This is a genomic window from Streptomyces sp. NPDC047981, from assembly GCF_040653315.1.
In the GTDB taxonomy this organism is placed as follows: Bacteria; Actinomycetota; Actinomycetes; order Streptomycetales; family Streptomycetaceae; genus Streptomyces.
Genome location: NZ_JBEZNQ010000017.1, coordinates 37042 through 58340 on the forward strand (window position 1 = coordinate 37042; position 21299 = coordinate 58340).

The 21299-nt window shown below is 72.1% G+C and carries 15 protein-coding genes; 4 read left to right on the forward strand and 11 right to left on the reverse strand.

Annotated features, from left to right (window positions below; translation table 11 throughout):
• Positions 1-243: 243 nt before the first annotated feature.
• The 3 genes from AB0E14_RS12925 to AB0E14_RS12935 all read right to left on the reverse strand — a co-directional run bounded on the left by AB0E14_RS12925 (position 244) and on the right by AB0E14_RS12935 (position 5798).
• On the reverse strand, positions 244-1203 hold the full coding sequence (locus tag AB0E14_RS12925; RefSeq protein ID WP_362415618.1) for an EamA family transporter: 960 nt from the start codon (positions 1201-1203) through the stop codon (positions 244-246).
• A gap of 532 nt (positions 1204-1735) precedes the next feature.
• Complete coding sequence (locus AB0E14_RS12930) at positions 1736-3295, reverse strand: PucR family transcriptional regulator (protein ID WP_362415620.1); 1560 nt, start codon at positions 3293-3295, stop codon at positions 1736-1738.
• A 127-nt stretch (positions 3296-3422) separates the two neighbouring features.
• Positions 3423-5798, reverse strand: coding sequence for an ATP/GTP-binding protein (locus AB0E14_RS12935; RefSeq protein WP_362415622.1), 2376 nt, complete (start codon positions 5796-5798; stop codon positions 3423-3425).
• 216 nt (positions 5799-6014) lie between these two features.
• On the opposite strand from AB0E14_RS12935, the gene gabT reads away from it, so the two are divergent.
• The 3 genes from gabT to AB0E14_RS12950 all read left to right on the forward strand — a co-directional run bounded on the left by gabT (position 6015) and on the right by AB0E14_RS12950 (position 8889).
• Positions 6015-7349: a 4-aminobutyrate--2-oxoglutarate transaminase gene (gene gabT, locus AB0E14_RS12940; protein WP_362415624.1), complete on the forward strand. Its 1335-nt coding sequence runs from the start codon at positions 6015-6017 to the stop codon at positions 7347-7349.
• Between the two features lie 363 nt (positions 7350-7712).
• Positions 7713-8216, forward strand: coding sequence for a phosphatase PAP2 family protein (locus tag AB0E14_RS12945; protein WP_362415626.1), 504 nt, complete (start codon positions 7713-7715; stop codon positions 8214-8216).
• A gap of 19 nt (positions 8217-8235) precedes the next feature.
• Positions 8236-8889 (forward strand): hypothetical protein, encoded by a 654-nt coding sequence (locus AB0E14_RS12950; RefSeq protein WP_362415628.1) that lies wholly within the window; start codon positions 8236-8238, stop codon positions 8887-8889.
• 73 nt (positions 8890-8962) lie between these two features.
• On the opposite strand, the gene AB0E14_RS12955 is transcribed toward AB0E14_RS12950, so the two are convergent.
• Entirely contained in the window at positions 8963-10732 is a 1770-nt protein-coding gene (locus AB0E14_RS12955; protein WP_362415742.1) for a glycoside hydrolase family 18 protein, read from the reverse strand.
• Between the two features lie 228 nt (positions 10733-10960).
• Entirely contained in the window at positions 10961-11431 is a 471-nt protein-coding gene (locus tag AB0E14_RS12960) for a hypothetical protein (RefSeq protein ID WP_362415630.1), read from the reverse strand.
• A gap of 360 nt (positions 11432-11791) precedes the next feature.
• Here AB0E14_RS12960 and AB0E14_RS12965 point away from each other — a divergent pair, with 360 nt between their 5' ends.
• Positions 11792-14056 (forward strand): MMPL family transporter, encoded by a 2265-nt coding sequence (locus AB0E14_RS12965; protein ID WP_362415632.1) that lies wholly within the window; start codon positions 11792-11794, stop codon positions 14054-14056.
• Here the strand turns inward: AB0E14_RS12965 and AB0E14_RS12970 are convergent.
• From AB0E14_RS12970 to AB0E14_RS12995, 6 genes are read right to left on the reverse strand one after another with little or no spacing between them, the layout of a single operon-like run.
• Positions 14053-15471 (reverse strand): FAD-binding oxidoreductase, encoded by a 1419-nt coding sequence (locus AB0E14_RS12970; protein ID WP_362415634.1) that lies wholly within the window; start codon positions 15469-15471, stop codon positions 14053-14055. The genes AB0E14_RS12965 and AB0E14_RS12970 overlap by 4 nt on opposite strands.
• A 34-nt stretch (positions 15472-15505) precedes the next feature.
• A complete protein-coding gene (locus AB0E14_RS12975; RefSeq protein ID WP_362415636.1) occupies positions 15506-16300 on the reverse strand; it encodes an ABC transporter permease in 795 nt (264 codons plus the stop codon).
• Positions 16300-17232, reverse strand: coding sequence for an ABC transporter permease (locus AB0E14_RS12980; RefSeq protein ID WP_362415638.1), 933 nt, complete (start codon positions 17230-17232; stop codon positions 16300-16302). The genes AB0E14_RS12975 and AB0E14_RS12980 overlap by 1 nt, the downstream gene beginning before the upstream one ends.
• Positions 17229-18380 carry an ABC transporter ATP-binding protein gene (locus AB0E14_RS12985; RefSeq protein ID WP_362415640.1) on the reverse strand — a complete coding sequence of 384 codons (1152 nt, stop codon included), beginning with the start codon at positions 18378-18380 and terminating at the stop codon, positions 17229-17231. The genes AB0E14_RS12980 and AB0E14_RS12985 overlap by 4 nt, the downstream gene beginning before the upstream one ends.
• A gap of 46 nt (positions 18381-18426) precedes the next feature.
• Positions 18427-19674, reverse strand: a complete 1248-nt coding sequence (locus tag AB0E14_RS12990) for a spermidine/putrescine ABC transporter substrate-binding protein (RefSeq protein ID WP_362415642.1) — start codon at positions 19672-19674, stop codon at positions 18427-18429.
• Between the two features lie 29 nt (positions 19675-19703).
• The gene (locus AB0E14_RS12995; protein WP_362415644.1) at positions 19704-21218 is read right to left on the reverse strand and encodes a gamma-aminobutyraldehyde dehydrogenase; all 1515 of its coding nucleotides are present in this window, start codon (positions 21216-21218) and stop codon (positions 19704-19706) included.
• Positions 21219-21299 lie beyond the last annotated feature (81 nt).

Consider the following 21299-nt stretch of genomic DNA (forward strand, 5'->3'; position numbering starts at 1 on the left):
CGGGGGTGCGAGCGATTGCTCTCGTGCCACGTTAGGGCGAAGCGGGCGGGCGGTGGTTTGTGCGGTGTGGAGTGGTGGGGGCGGTCGACTCTTACGGATTGGCGCGGCGGGGGTGTGGGGCGAGGTGAGGGCGGTGCCCACGGCGGCGGGCCTGGTGCCTCGCGCCCTGCGCGGCGCGTGCCGTCCTGCCCGCCGCTCCCCCGCGCAGGTCGCGCCGCGTCGTCGTCGCACCCTGCGCTGTGGTCAGCGGCGGCGTTCCGTCGACACGATCAGGCACACCCCTGCCACGACCACCGCCCCGCCCACGGCGATGGGCCAGGTGAGTGCCTCGCCCAGGACGAGCGCGCCGAGGAGGACGGCGACGACGGGGTTGACGTACGCGTAGGTGGCGACGAGCGAGAGCGGCGCGGTCTGGAGCAGCCAGGCGTACGCGGTGAAGGCGATCAGGGACCCGAAGACGACGAGGTACGCGAGGGCGACCCAGGAGCGGGTGGACACGTCGGCAAGCTCGAAGCCCTGGTGCTCGCCGCGGAGCAGGGCGACGGCAAGGCCGCCGAGACCGCCGGCGAGCATCTCGTACGCGCTGGCGGTGAAGGGGTTGGCGGGCATCGTGAGTCGCCCCGAGGCGAACGACCCGATGGACCACAGGAGCGCGGCGACCACGACGAGGACGACGCCGCCGATCCTGACCTCGCCGCTGAGGCCGGGGAGGGTGAGGACACCGAGGCCGACGAGACCGAGGGCCACTCCGGCGAAGGCGCCACGGCCGGGGCGCTCGCCCGCGGCGGCGCGCAGGACGACGACCCAGGCGGGGACGCTCGCGACGAGCAGCGCGGCGAGACCGGAGGGGATCGAGGTCTCGGCGAGGACGACGAGCGCGTTCCCGCCGACGAGGAGCAGAACGCCGACCAGGGCGGCCGAGCCGAGCTGCCGCGGGGTCACCTTCAGCGCGGCGGGCCCCTGGCGCCAGGCGATGACGGCAGCGAGGAGCAGGCCCGCGACGACGTACCGGGCCCCGGCGGAGAGGAACGGCGGCACGGTCTCGACGACGACCCGGATCCCGAGGTACGTGGACCCCCAGACGACGTAGACGATTCCGAGGGCGGCCCACACGGCACCGGATATCCGCCGAGGGGTGGGGGCGGTCGGCGGGTGCGGGGTGTCGGGGCGGACCTCGTGAGCCGGTTCGGCGGGGGTTGTCATGCGCAGGAGATTAGGGAATCCAGGAGCGAATCACCAAGAAAATTGCCCGAGTTCGGGCAGGGGGAGCGGGTTTTGGCGCGCGAGTGGGGGGTGGGTGCGGGTGGGGAGTGGATGCGGGTGCGGGTGCGGGGCGCCTGCGGCGGGCCTCTCCCCCACCCCGCCCCTTCCCGAAACCGGGGCTCCGCCCCGGACCCCGGTGACCCTGCGGGCCCTGGGCCACGTTCCGGGCGCGCCGCTCTCGGGGCTCAGGCACGGGGCTCCGCCCCGCACCCGGCGCGGGCAGGCCCAGGGGCAGGGAGTCCGGGAGGCCCTGCGGCCCGCGGACCGGGGTCCGGGGGCGCCGGACGTCCTCTCGGGGCTCCGCCCCGGACCCGGCGCGGCGCGGGCACGCCGCCGGGGCACAAGGCCAGGACGTCCGGAGGCCCGGCCGGCCCCGGGACGGGTTCAGGACGTCCCCTCAGGGCTCCTGGCCCCTGGAAGGCACGCCGGGGCTCGGGTGGGGGCCCCGCGCCCGGGGCTCACGCCCTGCGGGTCAGTGGTCGTCCGGGGTTGTGCTCGTGGCCTTCAGGGCGAGCCAGAGTTCCATACGGACGTCCGGGTCGTCGAGGGAACGGCCGAGGATCTCCTCCACGCGGCGCATGCGGTAGCGCAGGGTGTGTCGGTGGACGCCCAGGTCGGCCGCGGCCGCGTCCCACTGGCCGTGCCGGGAGAGCCAGGCCCGCAGGGAGGCGACCAGGTCGCCGCGGCCGGTCGCGTCGTGTTCGTACAGCGCGCGCAGCATGCCGTCCGCGAAGGCCCGCACGGCGTCGTCGGCGAGCAGGGGCAGGACGGAGCCGGCCGCCAGGTCCTCGTGCTCGACCAGGGCCTTGCCGCGCCGCCGCGCGACCGAGAGCGCCTGCTCGGCCTGCTTGTAGGCGGCCGCCGCGGCGATCGGGCCCGCCGGGGCGGAGAGCCCGACGACGACCCCGGCCTCCTCGGCGTCCCGTTCGGTGTACGCCTCGCAGGCCGAGACGACCGCCCCGCCGTCCCCGGCCAGGACCAGCAGGCGCTCCTCGCCCTCGGGGACCGTCAGGACCGTCTCGCCCGCGCGCGCCGCCGCCGACTCCAGGGCCTCGGCCAGCTCCGGAAGCGGCGGCTCGCCCTCCCGGTCGCCCGACGCCGGTTCGGCGATGAGGAGCCGGAAGGGGGCGTCGAGCAACCCGCCGTACAGGTCGCCCGCCACCGCCCGCGCGTGGTCCGGCTGGCCGGAGAGCATCATCCGCAGCACCGCGGCGCCGAGCCGCTCCTCCGCCGCCTGGAGCGAGCGCGAGCGCTCGGTGGTCAGCGTGAGCAGGGCGATCGCGGAGTGCACGGCGTACCGTTCCGCCGTGCCGAGCGGCGCTCCGGTACCGACCGCGAGGGCGCCCCTGACGCGCCGCCCCGTGCCCAGGGACTGGAGCTCGACCCGGTCCTCGGTACCGCCGACGACCGCGCTCGCGGGCGCGGGCCGCTCCCGGAGCCGTTCGACGTCGGGGGTCAGCCGGGCGGCCCGGCGCGCCGCCCACTCGGGCGACACGGCGAGGACCGTTCCCGAGGTGTCGTACAGCGCCGCCCAGCCGTCCACGTGCGCCGCGAGCCGGGCGACGACGGCGTCCGGGCCCTCGGCGAGGGCCGCCCGGGTCATCTCCCGCTGGGCCTCGAAGCCCGCGGTGACCGCCCGGTACTGGTCGGCCGCGATGGCCGCCGACACGGCCTTGCTGATGGCCAGGAACGGCGTCCGGCGCGGTACTTCGAGCAGCGGCATCCCCTCCGTGCCCGCCGCCTCGACGAGCGCGGCCGGGATGTCGTCGTAGTTGACGCCGATGGCGAAGCCGAGCCCGACGACACCCGCGCCGAGCAGGCGCCGGACGTAGCGGCGCATCGCCTCCGCGTCCTCGGCGTCCAGGGTGAGCCCGGTGGTGAGCAGCAGTTCGCCGCCCTCCATGTAGGGGACGGGGTCGGCGAGCTCGCTGACGTGGGCCCAGCGCACGGGCGTGTCCAGGCGGTCCTCACCCGCGCGGACGGTGAGCTTGAGCGCCGAGTGCTGGGCGAGTGAGGCGAGGGTGGGCGGCATTGGGGACCGTCGGACCTTTGGGGAGGGGAGGTCGCCGCTCAGCCGAGCGGCGCCCTCGATTGTGCCAGGGCCCGCGCGCGACCGCTTCGGCTCGACTCGGCCACGCGGCGCGGCCCCCGGCGCCTCGTCAGCCCCGCAGGTCCACCAGGAGCGGTGGCGTGTGCTCGCCACGGACGTGGGTCAGGGAGAGCACCGCGTGTCCCGCGGGGACGGCGTGCGCGAGGTCCGAGGCCGACCAGCGCTCGCGCTCCACCTCGCGTACGGTCACGGCCTCCGCGGTCGCCGCCCGGCCGGTCACCAGGCGGCGCATGAAGTGCAGCGCCTTGGTCAGCGGCTCGTCGGAGATGATCTGCCGGTTGGTGACGTCCCGGGTCTGCACCCATTCGGTGCCCCAGGTCTCGGCGAACCGGCCGCCGTCCCAGGGCGCGATCCCGGCGAACGCCATCCGGCAGCCGACGGCCCCGAGCAGCGGCCCGCGCAGCGTCTCCGGCACGTCCTCCAGGCTCCGGAGCGCGAGCACGACGCCCGCGTTGGCCGAACGCAGCCGTTGCAGGGCCCGCACGGAGTCGCCGGTGACGGTGTACGTGGCGTCGTCGAGGACCAGGCAGGCGAAGAGGGAGCGGTCGCGGCGGGCGAGGGCGGCCTCCGCGAACTGGGCGAGGAGCAGTCGGGAGACGATCCGGGAGGCCTCGGCGTGCCCGCGTTCGGGCAGGTCCACGCGGACCCGGAGCGGGTGCTCGACGGCCCGGAGGGAGAACTGCGGCCGGTCGTCTCCCGTCGCCGGCTTCCCCTCCGTGCGGAAGAAGCCCGCGAAGGCAGGGCGGTCGAGGAAGGCGATGCGCTCGGCGAGCAGGACGCCGGCCTCGTCTCCGCGGTCCGCCTGGCGCTGCCGCGCGTCGAGCTCGCGCAGCTGGGCGGGGTCGTCGGCGACGGCGGCCCGGAGCGCGCCGAGCGACTCGGGCGTCCCGGCGAGCAGCTCGCGCAGCTCGGGCACGCCGGGGAAGCGGCCGTACGCGGCCCGGAACGGGCCGATCAGCTGGGCGAGCGCGGTGCCGGCCCGGCGGCTGTCGGTGGCGAGGTCACCGACGAGCGCCTCGGCGAGGATCCGGGCGGCCTCGTCGGGGTCGTCGGAGCCGCCGTACAGGTCGAGGTCGTGGGTGGAGCCGGGCCGCCCGACGGAGACGACGACGTCGAAGGAGTCGTCGGGGCCGATGCCGGCGCCCCGGTCGGTGACGGCGACGACGGCGGCCCGGTTGGCGAGGGCCTGCAGGCAGAGCGCCTCGACGACGGGCCGGACGAGCCGCACGGTCTTGCCCGTGCCCGCGGGCCCGACGGCGAGCAGCGAGGTCCCGAGGACGGCGGGCTCCAGGGCGACGCCGGTGGTGCGCCGGGCGTAGGGGTTGCGCGGGTGGTCGGCGGCGGTGCCGATGAGGACCTGGCCGGTGGCGAGGTCGTGGGTGGCCGTGCGGACGGGCAGGTCGCGCAGGCCCGAGGGGTGGCCGCAGGCGGCGGCGCCCCGGGTGCGGACGGCCTCGGTGAAGGCGGCGAGCCGCTCGGGCCGGGTCCGTACGCCCTGCCAGGCGCGCCGGATCCGGGCGTAGTCGACGTCCCCGAGCGTGCCCTGCCGGGTGGCCTCGGCGAGCCGGTCGGCGGCCTCGGGCAGCCCGGCCTCCCGCAGTTCGGGCCAGCCTGCGGGGTCGGCGGCCGGCGGGGGCGGCGCGGGGGCCTTCGTCCCGTCGGGGCCGCCGATCCTGCGGCGCACGGCGGGCCAGGCGCCGGCCCGGCCCACGGCGGCGACGGCGGCGGCGATCAGGAGGACGTAGTAGAGGTTCGAGACCCAGGTCAGCCAGGTGACGGTGCGGGGCATGTCGCGCCAGACGCCCGGCAGGAGCACGAAGAGCGGCCAGATGGGCACGCCGAAGCGCTGCCAGATCTCGCGCCAGTTGCCGACGCGGCCGAAACCGACGGCGAAGAGGGAGAGGAGGACCGCGTACCAGAGGTAGGTGGCACCGACGTAGACCGCGAAGTCCGGGCTGGCGGGGTTGCGCCACTCGTCGGGGACGAGCCAGAGCATGGGGAGCAGCCACCAGTCGTTCACGAAGATCCACCACCCCTCCAGATAGCCGTTCCAGAGGAGCGACCAGAGGAGCCAGCCGCAGAGGTACGCGACGAGCGCGCCGGTGATCAGCTGGCGGCCGGGGACGAGGTCGGGCTCCGTCTCGGGCCGCTCGCGGTGGCCGAGCCGCCAGATGCCGGGGGCGGCGGCGGGGCGCGGGATCCGGAGCCACTCGGCGACCCCGAGCCGGCTGGGCGCGTGGGCGGGCGGCGGCGGTACGGGCGACGGTGCGGCGGCCCCGCGCGCGGGAGGCGCCTGGGGCGGGGGGCCGGCCGGTACGGGTGGCCCGGACGGCCCCGCCGGGCGCGGGACCGCGCCTCCCCGGGGCTCGTGCGGCTCGCCGCTCCCCCGGGTGTCGCGTGACTCGTACGTGCCTTCGGTCTCCATGAAACCCCTGCCCCCTGACCAGCCAGGTCGCCGCATCTGTGCCACCGTCAATCTAGTGGGCGGGACCGGGCGCGGAGCGGTTTCCCCGCCGCCATGTCCACACCGGACAACGACATACCCGCAACACTCCCGATCGGCGCATGCCCGTGCCCCGCCGTCGCGCCTAGCCTGCGGAAGAAACCCACAAGAGCGTCCAGAACACCCCAGGAGCCCCGCATGAACGCTGTCCCGCAGGAGCGGCGCGTCGTCACCGCCATTCCCGGCCCGAAGTCGCAGGAGCTTCAGGCCCGCCGCCTCGACACCGTGGCCGGCGGCGTGGGCTCCGTGCTGCCCGTCTTCACCGCGAAGGCCGGCGGCGGCATCATCGAGGACGTCGACGGCAACCGCCTGATCGACTTCGGTTCCGGTATCGCCGTGACCTCCGTCGGCGCCTCCGCCGAGGCCGTCGTGCGCCGCGCCGCCGCGCAGCTCGCCGACTTCACGCACACCTGTTTCATGGTGACGCCGTACGAGGGTTACGTCGAGGTCTGCGAGGCCCTCGCCGAGCTGACCCCGGGCGACCACGCCAAGAAGTCCGCGCTCTTCAACTCGGGCGCCGAGGCCGTCGAGAACGCGGTCAAGATCGCCCGCTCGTACACCAAGCGCCAGGCCGTCGTCGTCTTCGACCACGGCTACCACGGCCGCACCAACCTCACGATGGCGCTGACGGCGAAGAACATGCCGTACAAGCAGGGCTTCGGTCCGTTCGCCCCCGAGGTCTACCGCGTGCCGGTCGCCTACGGCTACCGCTGGCCCACCGGCCCGGAGAACTGCGGCCCCGAGGCCGCCGCGCAGGCGATCGACAACATCACCAAGCAGATCGGCGCCGAGAACGTCGCCGCGATCATCATCGAGCCGGTCCTCGGCGAGGGCGGCTTCATCGAGCCGGCCAAGGGCTTCCTGCCGGCGATCGTGAAGTTCGCCAACGACAACGGCATCGTCTTCGTCGCCGACGAGATCCAGTCCGGCTTCTGCCGCACCGGCCAGTGGTTCGCGTGCGAGGACGAGGGCATCGTCCCCGACCTGATCACGACCGCCAAGGGCATCGCGGGCGGTCTGCCGCTCGCCGCCGTCACCGGCCGCGCCGAGATCATGGACTCCGTGCACGGCGGCGGCCTGGGCGGCACCTACGGCGGCAACCCGGTGGCCTGCGCCGGCGCGCTCGGCTCCATCGAGACCATGAAGGAGCTCGACCTCAACGCCAAGGCGAAGCACATCGAGTCCGTCATGAAGACCCGCCTGTCGGCGATGGCGGAGAAGTTCGACGCCATCGGTGACATCCGTGGCCGCGGCGCGATGATCGCCATCGAGCTGGTCAAGGACCGCGCGACCAAGGAGCCGAACCCGGAGGCTGCGGGCGCGCTCGCGAAGGCCTGCCACGCCGAGGGCCTGCTGGTCCTGACCTGTGGCACCTACGGCAACGTGCTCCGCTTCCTGCCGCCGCTGGTCATCGGCGACGACCTCCTGAACGAGGGTCTCGACATCATCGAGAACGCGTTCGGCCAGATCTGATCCGATCAGACGCGGTGTGAAGAGAGTGTGGGGGGCCGATGGCGGGATGGAGATCCGGCTGTCGGTCCCCTGCCGTCTGCCGTACGGTTTCTGCAGATGAGAGAAACACCCCGCTCGCAGGAGACTGCGGGCGACAACAGGCCGGAGCCTCCCCAGCCCCGTCCTGCTCGCGCCCTGGCGCACACCACTGGAGCCTCGCGCTCCGGAACTCCTCACCGATCGGACGCCCGCCCGCCCCACACCCCCCGGGGCGCGCGGCAGTCCGGTCACCTCGGACGCCCCGGAACCACCCCCCCTGTTCCGGGGCGTCCGGCTGTCTTCCTCTCGGTCGTCGCGCTGGCGGTCCTCACCTGGCAGGTCCTGGTGGAGGGCCCGCTGGCCCGGCTCGACGAGCGCGTCTCCCGCTCCCTCGTCGACCTCGTGCCGCGCGGCCTGTCCGAACTCGGTGCCGACCTCGGCAACATGACGGTCGCTCTCCCGGTCCTTGCCTGCGCGATGGCGTACGCGGCCTGGCGCGGCCGGCGGGCCCAGGCCCTGTGCGCGGGCGGGACGATGGCCCTCGTGCCGCTCCTGGTGATCCCGCTGAAGGAGTGGACGGCCCGTCCCGGCCCCCTGGAACCCTGGGCGGCCGGCTACTACCCCTCGGGCCACACGGCCACCGCGATGGTGGCGTACGTCGGCGCCGCCTTCCTGGTCTCGAACCGCCTGATCCCTCTGGCCGCCCTCCTCACGGCCCTGACGGGCGCGGGCCTGATCCTCCGCGGCTACCACTGGCCCCTGGACGTCCTCGCCTCGGTCGCCCTGTGCGTCCCCCTGCTGAGGTGGCCTGTCGTCGCCGCGCGATACGGTCGCCCCGCACGTTCGTGACCGACGTTCCGGAGCAGAGATGACGATTCAACGGCCCGGCCTCCCCGGAGACTTGCCCGACCCCGAGCTGCTGTGGGCGCGCTGGGCCCTGGTGGCCGTCCTGGGGGCGACCACCGAGGAGGAGGAGAGCACCCGCTACCGGACCGGGCACTGGATCGACGACGAGGGACTCCACCTCGACGACTGCGGCTGCACCTGGTGGACGTTCTCCCGGATCGGCGAGGGCCGTTGGGTGCTCTTCGGCGAGGACGAGTCGAGCGGCTGCAAGTGGTACGAGCCGCCTGTCGACATGCTGGCGGGCGGCCCCGAGTGGCTGCCGTACGAGGAGCTGCGCGACCGCCTCGCGGGGAACGAACTGGGCTGCGTCTACTGGTACGAGAACGGGGCCTGGGCCCGTGCGGCGTACCCGGAGGACCTGGACGACGACGGTCTCGACTGCGGCATGAGCCGTTTCGTGGAGCGCGACGCCGCTCTGAGGTCGCTGTTCGACCACGTCAGCGACGGCACGACGTCCGCCGAGACCCTCCTGAGCCACGCCGAGCGGTACGCCCTGACGCCGGAGCTGCTCGAGACCCACGCCGCTTCGGAGGACGGGAGCGCCCTGGACCTGCCGGCGATGGGCAGGGCCCTCGACCGCGCGGGCCTGGCCCCGCGTGCGGCGACGGCGGGCTGAGACGGGGACGCGGCGGGGCCGGCCGCGCGAAGGGTCTCGCGCGGCCGGCCCGCCCTCCTGGGAGCCCGCGGGCTCAGCTCCAGTTGTAGGCGTCGAAGTTGCGGCTGAACTCGCCGCCGTTGAAGCGGTCCCAGTTGATCGACCACGTCATCAGGCCGCGCAGGGCGGGCCAGGTGCCGTGGGTCTGGTAGGTGCCGCAGTTCGTCTTCTTCGTGAGGCAGTCGAGGGCCTTGTTGACCTCGGCCGGGGTGGTGTGGCCGTTGCCCGCGTTGGGCGAGGCCGGGAGGCCGATGGCGACCTGGTCGGGCCGTAGCGCCGGGAAGACGCGGGCGGTGTTGCCGGCGACCGGGAAGCCGGTGAGGAGCATGTCGGTCATGGCGATGTGGAAGTCCGCGCCGCCCATGGAGTGGTACTGGTTGTCGAGGCCCATGATCGGGCCCGAGTTGTAGTCCTGGACGTGGAGCAGGGTGAGGTCGTCGCGCAGGGCGTGGATGACCGGGAGGTACGCGCCGGCGCGCGGGTCCTGGCCGCCCCACTGGCCGGAGCCGTAGAACTGGTAGCCGAGCTGGACGAAGAAGGTCTCCGGGGCCATCGTCAGGACGAAGTCGGCGCCGTACTTGGCCTTCAGGGACTTGATCGCCGAGATCAGGTTGACGATCACCGGGCTGGTCGGGCTGCGGAAGTCGGTGTCGCCGGTCTGGAGCGACAGGGAGTGGCCCTCGAAGTCGATGTCCAGGCCGTCGAGGCCGTACTCGTCGATGATCTTCGAGACGGAGGTGACGAAGGCGTCGCGCGCGGCCGTGGTGGAGAGCTGGACCTGGCCGTTCTGGCCGCCGATGGAGATCAGGACCTTCTTGCCCGCGGCCTGCTTGGCCTTGATGGCCGCCTTGAAGTCGGCGACCGACTCGACGTTCGGGCACTCGGTGGCCGGGCAGAGGGAGAAGCGGATGTCACCCGAGGTCACCGAGGTGGGCTCGCCGAAGGCGAGGTTGATGACGTCCCAGGAGTCGGGGACGTCGGCCATCCGGGTGTAGCCGGAGCCGTTGGCGAAGCTGGCGTGGAGGTAGCCGACGAGGGCGTGGGCGGGCAGGCCCGGGTTCCCGCCGCCGCCGGACGTCGTGGTCGCCGAGACCGCCGCGGACTTCGCCGACTCGCCCGCGCTGTTCACGGCCGAGACCTGGAAGCTGTACGAGGTCGAGGGCGTCAGGCCGGTCGCGGTGTACGAGGTGCCGGAGGCCGTCCCCGCGAGGGCGCCGCCCCGGTAGACCTTGTAGGAGGTGGCTCCGGAGACCGCGGGCCAGGACAGCGGTACGGAGGTGGAGGTCGGGGAGCCCGCCGTGAGGCCGGTGGGGACGGCCGGTATCTGGACGGGGTCGCCGCCGGGGCCGAAGAGGGAGACGTCGTCCGCGTGGTAGGCCCCGGTGCCGTACCAGCCGTGGGTGTAGATCGTCACGGAGGTGGTCGAGGCGCCGGTGGTGAAGGTCGTGTTGAGCTTCTGCCAGTCGGGTGCGGACTGGGTCCAGGTGGAGACGTCGGTGGTGCCCGTGCCGGACGCGCCGAGGTAGACGTAGCTGCCGCGCACCCAACCGCTGAGCGTGTAGGCGGAGTTCGGCTTCACGGTGACGGTCTGGGAGCACCGGGCCTGGTCGTTGCCGACCGGGGTCGCCTGCAGGGCCTTCGTACCGCCGTGCACGGGAGAGGAGACGACGGCTCCGCTGCCCGCCGTACAACTCCAGCCGTCCAGGCCGGATTCGAAGCCGCCGTTGCGGGCCAGCTCGGAGTCGGCGGCCTGGGCCGCGGGGGTGAGGGCGACGAGCCCGCCGGCGGCGAGCACTCCGGCCAGGGCGAGGACGAGGGGCCTGGTGCGCCTGGTACGTCTGGCGCGTCCGGCGCCTCGGGAAGTGGTGCGGTCCACAACTGCCTCCGGGGGTGGGGGAATCGAGGTGGAGCGAGCGCGCCACAGCATGGTCCAGACCAATCAAGCGGTCAAGACCTCTGTCCGTCCGCCCAGGACCTGTCCAGTCGGTCAGGACCTCCGCCCGGCCGTTGGATCAGACCTCCGCCCGACCGGTCAGGACCTCCGCCCGCCCTCCCCGCGCGCGAGCCCGCCCGCCGCCTCGTGCATCGCCAGCTCCAGGAGCGCCGTGTCGTTGAGGGTGCCGCTGCCGTCCGGAGTCACCAGCCAGCGCACCCCGCCGGTCGTCCGCCCGGGGTACGGGACGACGATCCAGGTGCCGCGTCCGGCGCTGCGCACGCCCGTGCCGAGCCAGCGGGAGGCCGTGCCCGGCGGCACGAAGAAGCCCATCCGCTCCTCCCCGAAGTCGGCGAGGACCGGGCCCGGCCGGTCCACCAGCCGGGTCAGCACATCGAGCGTGGGACAGCCGAGCTCCCCCGGCAGGATCAGCACGTCCCACCGCCTGCCGGCCGGCAGCAGCGCGATCCCGAGCGGGTTGCGCTCCCACTCCCACCGGCAGGCGTCGGGATCCGGTGCCACCGACGCCAGCCACTCCACCGCGGTCTTGGCCGCCCCCGAACCCGTCATGGCCTACGGCCTCCCTTCCCTGTGCGGACACGGTGTCCACACGCAGAGAGCGGGGTCCTGGACGATCATTACGCGGGTTCGCGTCACGAGTGGGTAGTGATCTGGGTCACAGAGGGAGCGAGTGGGGTGCGCCGGGGGCGTGCACCGCCCCGGCCGCGCCCCTCTCGTCCCTCACCCGGACGCACCGCGACACCCCTGTCCGGCACTCACCCGGACGCACCGTCACACCTCCTCCGGCGCGCGCCCGTTCGGGTGGAGAGCGGTCGGCCGGGTCGGCGGCCTCCCGGTCCCGCCCGCCGCCGCGTGTTCGTATGGCCCTCCGCCGTCCGCACGCGTGCCGCACTCGCCCCGGGAGTACCCATGTCGAACCCCACCCCGCCGGGCAAGGGACTGCTGCGACGGATGGGCGAATGGTCCGCCCGGCACTTCGTCGTCGTGCTCGTCGCCTGGCTCGTGGCGCTGGGCGCCCTCATCGGGCTGAACAACGCGTTCGGCGGCGAGTACTCCGACAACTACTCGCTGCCCGGCACCCAGTCCCAGGAGGGGCTCGACGTGCTCCGGGAGCACGAGCCCGCCGCCGGCGGCTACAGCGCCCAGGTGGTGCTGTACGACGGCGCCAAGCCGCTCACCGAGGTGAGCGACCAGATCTCGTCCACCGTGGACGCGCTGAAGAAGCTCCCGGACGTCCTCAACGCCACGAGCCCGCTGCCGGCGCCCGGCAGCCAGCCGCCCACCCCGCCCCCGGGCACGCCCAACGTCGGGCCGCTGTCCACCGACGGGAAGACCGGGTACATCACGATCCGCTTCAGCGTGCAGCCCAGCACGCTCGGCGACTCCTACCTGACCGGTGTCGACAGCGCCGTACAGCCCCTGCGCGACGCCGGGGTCGAGGTCGAGTACGGCGGTTCGCTGGGCGAGCTGGCCCGGCCCGAGGCGGACGACCGGGTGAGCGAGGCGATCGGCTTCGGTGTCGCGATCGTCGTCCTGGTCATCGGCTTCGGCAGCCTGATCGCCGCCGTTCTCCCCCTGGTCACCGCCCTCGTGGCGGCCCTCTGCGGACTCTCGGCGCTCGGTCTCCTCGCCTCCGTGTGGACCTTCGCGACGGTCTCCCCCACCCTGGCCACGATGATCGGCATCGGCGTCGGCATCGACTACGCCCTCTTCCTGATCACCCGGCACCGGCAGCTCCTGATGAACGGTCAGGATCCTGTCACCGCCGCCGGGCTCGCCACGGCGACCAGCGGCCGCGCCGTCCTCGTCTCGGGCTGCACCGTCATCATCGCCCTCTGCGGGCTGTGGGTCTCCGGACTGAGCTTCATCGGGCTGCTCGGCCTGGCCGCGACCTCCACGGTGGTCACCGCCGTCATCGGCGCCCTCACCCTCGTACCGGCCATGCTCGGGCTCATCGGGCGCCGCATCGACCGGTACCACCTGGGCACCCCGGTGGCCGAGGCCGACGAGACGGCCGGCGAGGCGCACGGCACCTGGCACCGCTACGCCCTGCGCGTGGAGCGCCGCCCCTGGTGGTTCCTGACCTCGGGCGTCGTCATCCTTGCCGTGCTCGCCATCCCGCTGTTCTCCATCCAGCTCGGGCACATCGGCGACGGCGCGGACCCGAAGTCCTTCACCGACCGGCGTGCCTACGACCTGATGTCCGCGGCCTTCGGGCCCGGCTCCAACGGGCCGCTGACGCTGGTCATCGACCAGACCACGGTCCCCGAGGCGGACCGCTCCTCGCTCGCGAGCCAGGCGCAGAAGGCGCTCACCGGCGTGCCCGACGCGCTCCTGATCACCCCGCTCACGCCGACCTCGGACGGTGACGTCCTGCTCGCCACGGCCTACTCGGTCGCCGCCCCGCAGGACGAGAAGACCACGTCCCTGACCAACCACCTGTCCGACGACGTGCTCCCACAGGCGGTCAGCGGCACCACCGCGCAGACGTACGTCACCGGCACGACCGCCGCCCAGGTCGACTTCCTCGACATCGTCTCCAGCCGGCTGCCGCTGATCATCGCGGTGGTCGTGGCCCTGGCGTTCCTCGTCATCCTGGTCGTCTTCCGCGGCCCGCTCGTCGCCCTCAAGGCGGCGCTGCTCAACCTGCTCTCGATCGCCGCCTCGTACGGCGTGGTCGTCGCCGTCTTCCAGTGGGGCTGGGGCGGTCCGGCCCTCGGGGTCTCCGGCGACGTGCCGATCGAGAGCTATGTGCCGATGATGATGTTCGCCATCGTCTTCGGCCTCTCCATGGACTACGAGATCTTCCTGCTGTCCCGGGTCCACGAGGCGTGGCTGCGCACCGGCGACGCGAAGGCGAGCGTGGCCCACGCCCTGGAGATCACGGCCCGGGTCATCACCTGCGCGGCGCTCATCATGGTGAGCGTCTTCGCGGCCTTCATCCTCAACGACAACATCGTCATCAAGATGATGGGCCTCGGTCTGGCGGCGAGCGTGCTCATCGACGCGACGGTCGCGCGGCTGCTCCTCGTGCCCGCCGTGATGACGCTGCTCGGCAAGTCGGCCTGGTGGACCCCGCGCTGGCTGGACCGGATCCTGCCGCACATCGACACCGAGGGCGAGGGCCAGCTGCCCCCGCCGGCGGGCGGGGGCAGCTCCGAGCCGCGCGTCTAGCTGTCGAAGCCGAGGCCCACGCGGTCCATGGCCTTCAGCCACAGGTTGCGCCGGCCGCCGTTCTCGTCGGCGCGCGCGAGCGACCACTTGGTGATGCCGATGCCCGCCCAGGCGATGGGCTCCGGCGGGAACGGCAGCGGCTTGGAGCGGACCATCTCCAGTTCGGTGCGCTCGGTCCGCTCACCGGCCAGCAGGTCGAGCATCACGTCGCCGCCGAAGCGGGTGGCGCCCACGCCGAGGCCGGTGAAGCCCGCCGCGTACGCGACCCTGCCCTGGTACGCCGTACCGAAGAAGGCCGAGAAGCGCGAGCAGGTGTCGATCGCGCCGCCCCATGCGTGGCTGAAGCGCAGCCCCTCCAGCTGCGGGAAGCAGCGGAAGAAGTGCTCGGCGAGCTTCAGATACGTCTCCGGGCGGTGGTCCATCTCGGCGGTGACCTTGCCGCCGAAGCGGTAGATCGCGTCGTAGCCGCCCCACAGGATCCGGTTGTCGGCGGTGATCCGGAAGTAGTGGAACTGGTTGGCGCTGTCCCCGAGGCCCTGGCGGTTCTTCCAGCCGATGGCGGCGAGCTGCTCGGCCGAGAGCGGCTCGGTCGTCAGGGCGTAGTCGTAGACCGGAACGGTGTAGTGCCGGACCCGCTTGACCAGCGAAGGGAAGACGTTGGTGCCGAGGGCGACCCGACGGGCGAGGATCCTGCCGTACGGGGTGCGCACCCCCATGCCCGCGCCGACGGAGGTCAGGTCGAGGCCCGGGGTGTTCTCGTAGATCCGGACGCCCAGGTCCTGGCAGGCCCGCTTCAGGCCCCAGGCCAGCTTCGCCGGGTTGAGCATGGCGACGCCGCGCCGGTCGTACAGGCCGCCGAGGAAGGTCGGGGAGTCGACCTCCGCGCGGACGGCGTCGCCGTCGAGGAGGTCGAGGCCGTCGGCGAGGCCGAGGCGCTCGATCTCCTCGTACACCTCGTGGAGTTCCTCCACCTGGTACGGCTCGGTGGCGACGTCGATCTCGCCGGTGCGCTCGAAGTCGCAGTCCAGGCCGTAGCGGGCGACCGCCGCCTCGATGGCGTCGAGGTTGCGCTCGCCGAGTTCCTCCAGCTTCGGCAGCTCGCCCGGCCAGCGGGCGAGCCCGTTGCCGAAGCCGTGGGTGAGGGAGGCGGCGCAGAAGCCTCCGTTGCGGCCCGAGGCGGCCCAGCCCACCTCGCGGCCTTCGATCAGCACGACATCCCGGGAGGGGTCCCGCTCCTTGGCGAGGAGCGCGGTCCACAGTCCGCTGTAGCCGCCGCCGACGACGAGGAGATCGCACTTCTCGGTGCCGGTGAGGGCGGGCAGGGCTCCGGGCTTGCCGGGGTCTTCCAGCCAGAAGGGGACGGGCTGGGCGTCGGAGAGAGATTGTGCAGCGAGACGCATGGCGGCTGGGGCCATGGTTTCCAACTCCTTCAGGTGTTGCTCGGGGTACTCAGCTTGTCGCTGTTTTCTTGCGCCGGTTGGTGATGATCTGTCCGGCTACGACCACCAGTACAGCAAGGACGAACATCGCCGTGCCGATGACGTTGATCTGGACGGGCGTACCGCGCTGTGCCGAGCCCCAGACGAACATGGGGAAGGTGACGGTGGAGCCCGCGTTGAAGTTGGTGATGATGAAGTCGTCGAAGGAGAGCGCGAAGGCGAGCAGCGCGCCGGCCGCGATGCCGGGGGCGGCGATCGGCAGCGTCACGCGGACGAAGGTCTGCACCGGCCCCGCGTAGAGGTCGCGTGCGGCCTCCTCCAGGCGCGGGTCCATCGACATCACGCGCGCCTTGACCGCGGTCACCACGAACGACAGGCAGAACATGATGTGGGCGATCAGGACCGTCCAGAAGCCCAGCTCGGCGCCCATGTTGAGGAAGAGCGTGAGCAGGGAGGCGGCCATGACGACCTCGGGCATGGCCATCGGCAGGAAGATCAGCGAGTTGATCGCGCCGCGCGCCCGGAAGCGGTAGCGGACCAGGGCGAAGGCGATCATCGTGCCGAGGATCGTGGCGCCGAGGGTGGCCCAGGCCGCGATCTGCAGGGACAGGGTCAGCGAGCCGCACAGGTCGGCGACGCCGCAGGGGTCCTTCCAGGCGTCCAGCGAGAAACGCTGCCAGGCGTAGTTGAACCGCCCGTTCGGCTTGTTGAACGAGAACACCATCACGACGATGTTCGGCAGGATCATGTACGCGAGCGTCAGCAGGCCCGCGATGACGACAAGGTTCCGACGGATCCAACGCATCAGACCAGGTCCTCCGTTCCCGCGCGGCGGATGTAGACGGTGACCATGAGCAGCACGATCGCCATGAGGATGAAGGACAGCGCGGCGGCCGTCGGGTAGTCGAGCACGCGCAGGAACTGCGACTGGATGACGTTGCCGACCATCTTGGTGTCGGTCGAGCCGAGCAGTTCCGCGTTGACGTAGTCGCCGCTCGCCGGGATGAAGGTGAGGAGGGTGCCGGAGACGACGCCGGGCATCGACAGCGGGAAGGTCACCTTGCGGAAGGTGGTGGCGGGCGAGGCGTACAGGTCCTGCGCGGCCTCGTGCAGCCGGCCGTCGATCCGCTCAAGGGAGGTGTAGAGCGGCAGGATCATGAAGGGCAGGAAGTTGTACGTGAGACCGCAGACCACCGCCATCGGGGTGGCGAGCACGCGGTCGCCCTCGGTCCAGCCGAGCCAGCTGGTCACGTCCAGGACGTGCAGCGTGTTCAGCACGTCGACGACCAGGCTGTCGTCCGCGAGGATCGTCTTCCAGGCCAGGGTCCGGATGAGGAAGCTGGTGAAGAACGGCGCGATCACGAGGACGAGCACCAGGTTGCGCCAGCGGCCGGCCTTGAAGGCGATCAGGTACGCCAGCGGGTAGCCGAGCAGCAGGCACAGGAGCGTGGCGGTGCCGGCGTAGAGCAGGGACCGGACGAACTGCGGCCAGTACTCCTGGAAGGCCTCCCAGTAGGTCTGGAAGTGCCAGGTGACCTCGAAGCCCTTCTCCAGGGAGCCGGTCTGCACGGAGGTCGAGGCCTGGTAGACCATCGGCAGCGCGAAGAAGACGAGCAGCCAGATGATGCCGGGCAGCAGCAGCCAGTACGGGACGAGCCGCTTGCGCGTGGAGGGCTTGCGCAGCACCGGTTCCTCGACCGGGGCCGCGTCCTCCTTGGTGAGGGTGGAGGTGCTCATCCGGCGTCCTCCACCGTCTCCACGCCCGCGTCGATGTCCTGGTCGGCGTCGAGGCCGAAGGTGTGCGCCGGGTTCCAGTGCAGGACGACCTGGGCGCCGGGGACCAGGCGGGAGTCGCGCTCGATGTTCTGCTCGTAGACCTGGAGCTCCGCGCCCGCCGGGCTGTTCACCACGTACTGCGTGGAGACGCCGATGAAGGACGAGTCGGCTATCCGGCCGGTCACCTTGTTGCGGCCGTCGGCGATCGAGGCCGCGTCGTCGGCGTGGGTGAGGGAGATCTTCTCGGGGCGTACGCCCACGAGGACCTTGCCCCCCGTGCGGACGTTCGCGGAACATCGGTCGGCCGGCAGCCGGAGCTTGCCGCCGCCGGCCGTCACGACCAGGTCGGCGCCGCCGGTCTCGACGGCCTCGGCCTCGATGAGGTTGGAGGTGCCGAGGAAGTTGGCGACGAAGGTGGTGCGCGGGTTCTCGTAGAGGTCGGCGGGGGCGCCGAGCTGCTCGACCCGGCCACCGTTCATCACCGCGACCTGGTCGGCCATGGTCATGGCCTCCTCCTGGTCGTGGGTGACGTGCACGAAGGTGATGCCGACCTCGGTCTGTATCCGCTTGAGCTCCAGCTGCATCTGGCGGCGCAGCTTGAGGTCGAGCGCGCCGAGCGGCTCGTCGAGGAGCAGGACCTGCGGGTGGTTGATGAGGGCGCGGGCGACCGCGACGCGCTGCTGCTGGCCGCCGGAGAGCTGGTGCGGCTTGTGCCGGGCCTTGTCGCCGAGCTGGACGAGCTCCAGCATCTCGTCGACCTGCTTCTTCACCGATTTGATGCCCCGGCGGCGCAGGCCGAAGGCGATGTTCTCGGTGATGTCCATGTGCGGGAAGAGCGCGTAGGACTGGAAGACGGTGTTGACCGGCCGCTTGTAGGGCGGGAGGTCGGTGACGTCCGTGTCGCCGAGGAAGACCGAGCCGGTGCTGGGGTCCTCGAGGCCGGCGATCATCCGCAGGGTGGTCGTCTTGCCGCAGCCGGAGGCGCCGAGGAGTGCGAAGAACGAGCCCTGCGGGACGGTCAGGTCGAGCGGGTGGACGGCGGTGAAGGAGCCGTACGTCTTGCTGATGCCGGTGAGACGGACGTCGCCGCCGGTGTTCTTGTCAGTCATGGGTTGCGATCCCAGCGTTCGTGAGTAAGAGGGGGACGGCGGTGTCTCAGGCGCCGATGAGCTTGGCGAACTTCTCCTCGTACGCCGTCTCCTCCTGGCTGCTCAGGGAGCGGAAGGCGTGCGACTTCGCGGCCATGGCCTTGTCCGGGAGGATCAGCGTGTTGGAGGCGAGCTCGGGGTCGATCTTGCCGAGTTCGTCCTTCACCCCGTCGACCGGGCAGACGTAGTTGATGTACGCGGCGAGCTGGGCGGCGACCGGGAGCTCGTAGTAGTAGTCGATGAGCTTCTCGGCGTTGGCCTTGTGCCGGGCCTTGGCGGGGACGAGCAGGTTGTCGCTGGAGGTGATGTAGCCGGCCGAGGGGATCGCGTACTGGATGTCCGGGTTGTCGGCCTGGAGCTGGATGACGTCACCGGCCCAGGCGAGGCAGGCGGCGAGGTCGCCCTTGTCCAGGTCGGAGGTGTAGTCGTTGCCGGTGAAGCGCCGGATCTGCTTCTTGTCGACGCCCTTCTGGAGCCGGCCTATCGCCGCGTCGTAGTCGGCATCGGTGAACGCCCCGGGGTCCTTGCCCATGTCGAGCAGGGTCATGCCGACGGAGTCGCGCATCTCCGTGAGGAAGCCGACCCGGCCCTTGAGGGCGGGGTCGTCGAGGAGCTGGGTGACGGAGTCGATCCGCTTCCCGCCGGTCGCCTTGGTGTTGTAGGCGATGACGGTGGAGATGCCGGTCCACGGGTAGGAGTAGGCGCGGCCCGGGTCCCAGTCGGGGCGGCGGAACTGCGCGGAGAGGTTGGCGTACGCGTTCGGGAGGTTCGACGGGTCGAGCTTCTGCGCCCAGCCGAGCCGGATGAGGCGGGCGGCGAGCCAGTCGGTGACGCAGATCAGGTCGCGGCCGGTGTCCTGGCCGGCCGCGAGCTGCGGCTTGATCTTGCCGAAGAACTCGACGTTGTCGTTGATGTCCTCGGTGTACTTGACCTTGATCCCGGTGCGCTTGGTGAACGCCTCCAGGGTCGGGCGGGACTTCTCGTCCTCGCTGACGTCCATGTACTCGGTCCAGTTGGAGAAGCTGAGCTGCTTCTCCTTGGCCGAGAAGTCGCTCGACACGGGGCCCTCGCCCTCGCGCTTGGCCGGCGGGATGCCACACGCGCTCAGCGTGGTGAGGCCGCCGATCGTGAGCGCGCCGACGCCTCCGGCGCGCAGCATCGAACGGCGGGTGAGGGCGCCCCGGCCGCTCGTCAGACTGCGTCGCATCGCCGCCAGTTGCGCGGCGGAGAGGCTGTCGGGCTCGTACTGGTCCATGCGCTGTGCCTTCCGGGGGTTGGGGAGGACTACCGGTCTCCGAAGATCGTGCGGTGCCAGTCCTTCCTGGCCACCGCGGTGTTTTCGTACATCACATGCTTGACCTGCGTGTACTCCTCGAAGGAATACGCCGACATGTCCTTTCCGAACCCGGAGGCCTTGTAGCCGCCGTGGGGCATCTCGCTGATGATCGGGATGTGGTCGTTCACCCACACGCAGCCCGCCTTGATCTCGCGGGTGGCGCGGTTGGCGCGGAAGACGTCTCGGGTCCAGGCGGAGGCGGCAAGCCCGTAAGGGGTGTCGTTGGCGAGGCGGAGGCCCTCGTCGTCGCTGTCGAAGGGCAGCGCGACGAGCACGGGCCCGAAGATCTCGGACTGGACGATCTCGCTGTCCTGGGCGGCACCGGTGATCAGGGTGGGCCGGTAGTACGCGCCCTTCGCCAGCTCCCCGCCCGGTGCCTCACCGCCGGTGACGACGGTGGCGTAGCCGCGGGCGCGGTCGACGAAGCCGGCGACGCGGTCGCGCTGGACGTGGCTGATGAGCGGGCCCAGGTCGGTGGAGGGGTCGAAGGGGTCGCCGAGGCGGACGGACTCCATCAGCTCGGCGACGCGGGCGACGAAGGCGTCGAAGAGCGGGCGCTGGACGTAGGCACGGGTGGCGGCCGTGCAGTCCTGGCCGGTGTTGATGAGGGAGGCGGCGACGGCACCGTGCGCGGCGGCCTCCAGGTCGGCGTCGTCGAAGACGACGAAGGGGGCCTTGCCGCCGAGTTCGAGGTGGAGCCGCTTCACGGTGGAGGTGGCGATCTCGGCGACCCGCTTGCCGACCGGGGTGGAGCCGGTGAAGGAGGTCATGGCGACGCCGGGGTGGCCGACGAGGTGCTCGCCGGCGACGCGCCCCGCGCCGTTGACGACGTTGACGACGCCGTCGGGGATACCGGCGTCGGTGGCGGCCTGGGCGAACAGGAGGGAGGTGAGCGGCGTGAGTTCGGCCGGCTTCAGGACGATCGTGTTGCCGGCGGCGATGGCCGGGAGGATCTTCCAGGCGGCCATCTGGAGCGGGTAGTTCCAGGGGGCGATGGAGCCGACGACGCCGATCGGTTCGCGGCGGACGTAGGAGGTGTGGTCGCCGCTGTACTCGCCGGCGGACTGGCCCTGGAGGTGGCGGGCGGCGCCCGCGAAGAAGGCCGTGTTGTCGACGGTGCCCGGGACGTCGAACTCGGTGGACAGCTTGATGGGCTTGCCGCACTGGAGGGACTCGACGCGGGCGAAGTCCTCGGCGCGCTCGGCGAGGACGCCGGCGAAGCGGTGCAGCGCGTCGGAGCGCTCGCCGGGGGTCGCGCCCGCCCACCCGGGGAAGGCCTCGGTGGCGGCGGCGACGGCGTCGTCCACGTCGGCGGTGGACGCGAGCGTGTACGTGTACACGCTCTCCCCCGTGGCCGGATCGACGACACTGTGCTCGTCACCCGAGGTACCGGGGCGCAGTCGCCCGCCGATGTACTGTGCGCCGTCCGCGAAGCGGTCCGTCACCTGGAAGCGGTTGCCCATGACGCTCTCCGTTGTTCCAGCTCGAATTGAGTGCCGATCCTGACAGAGGGATATCGGGCCAACAAGTGATTCCGTTGTTGC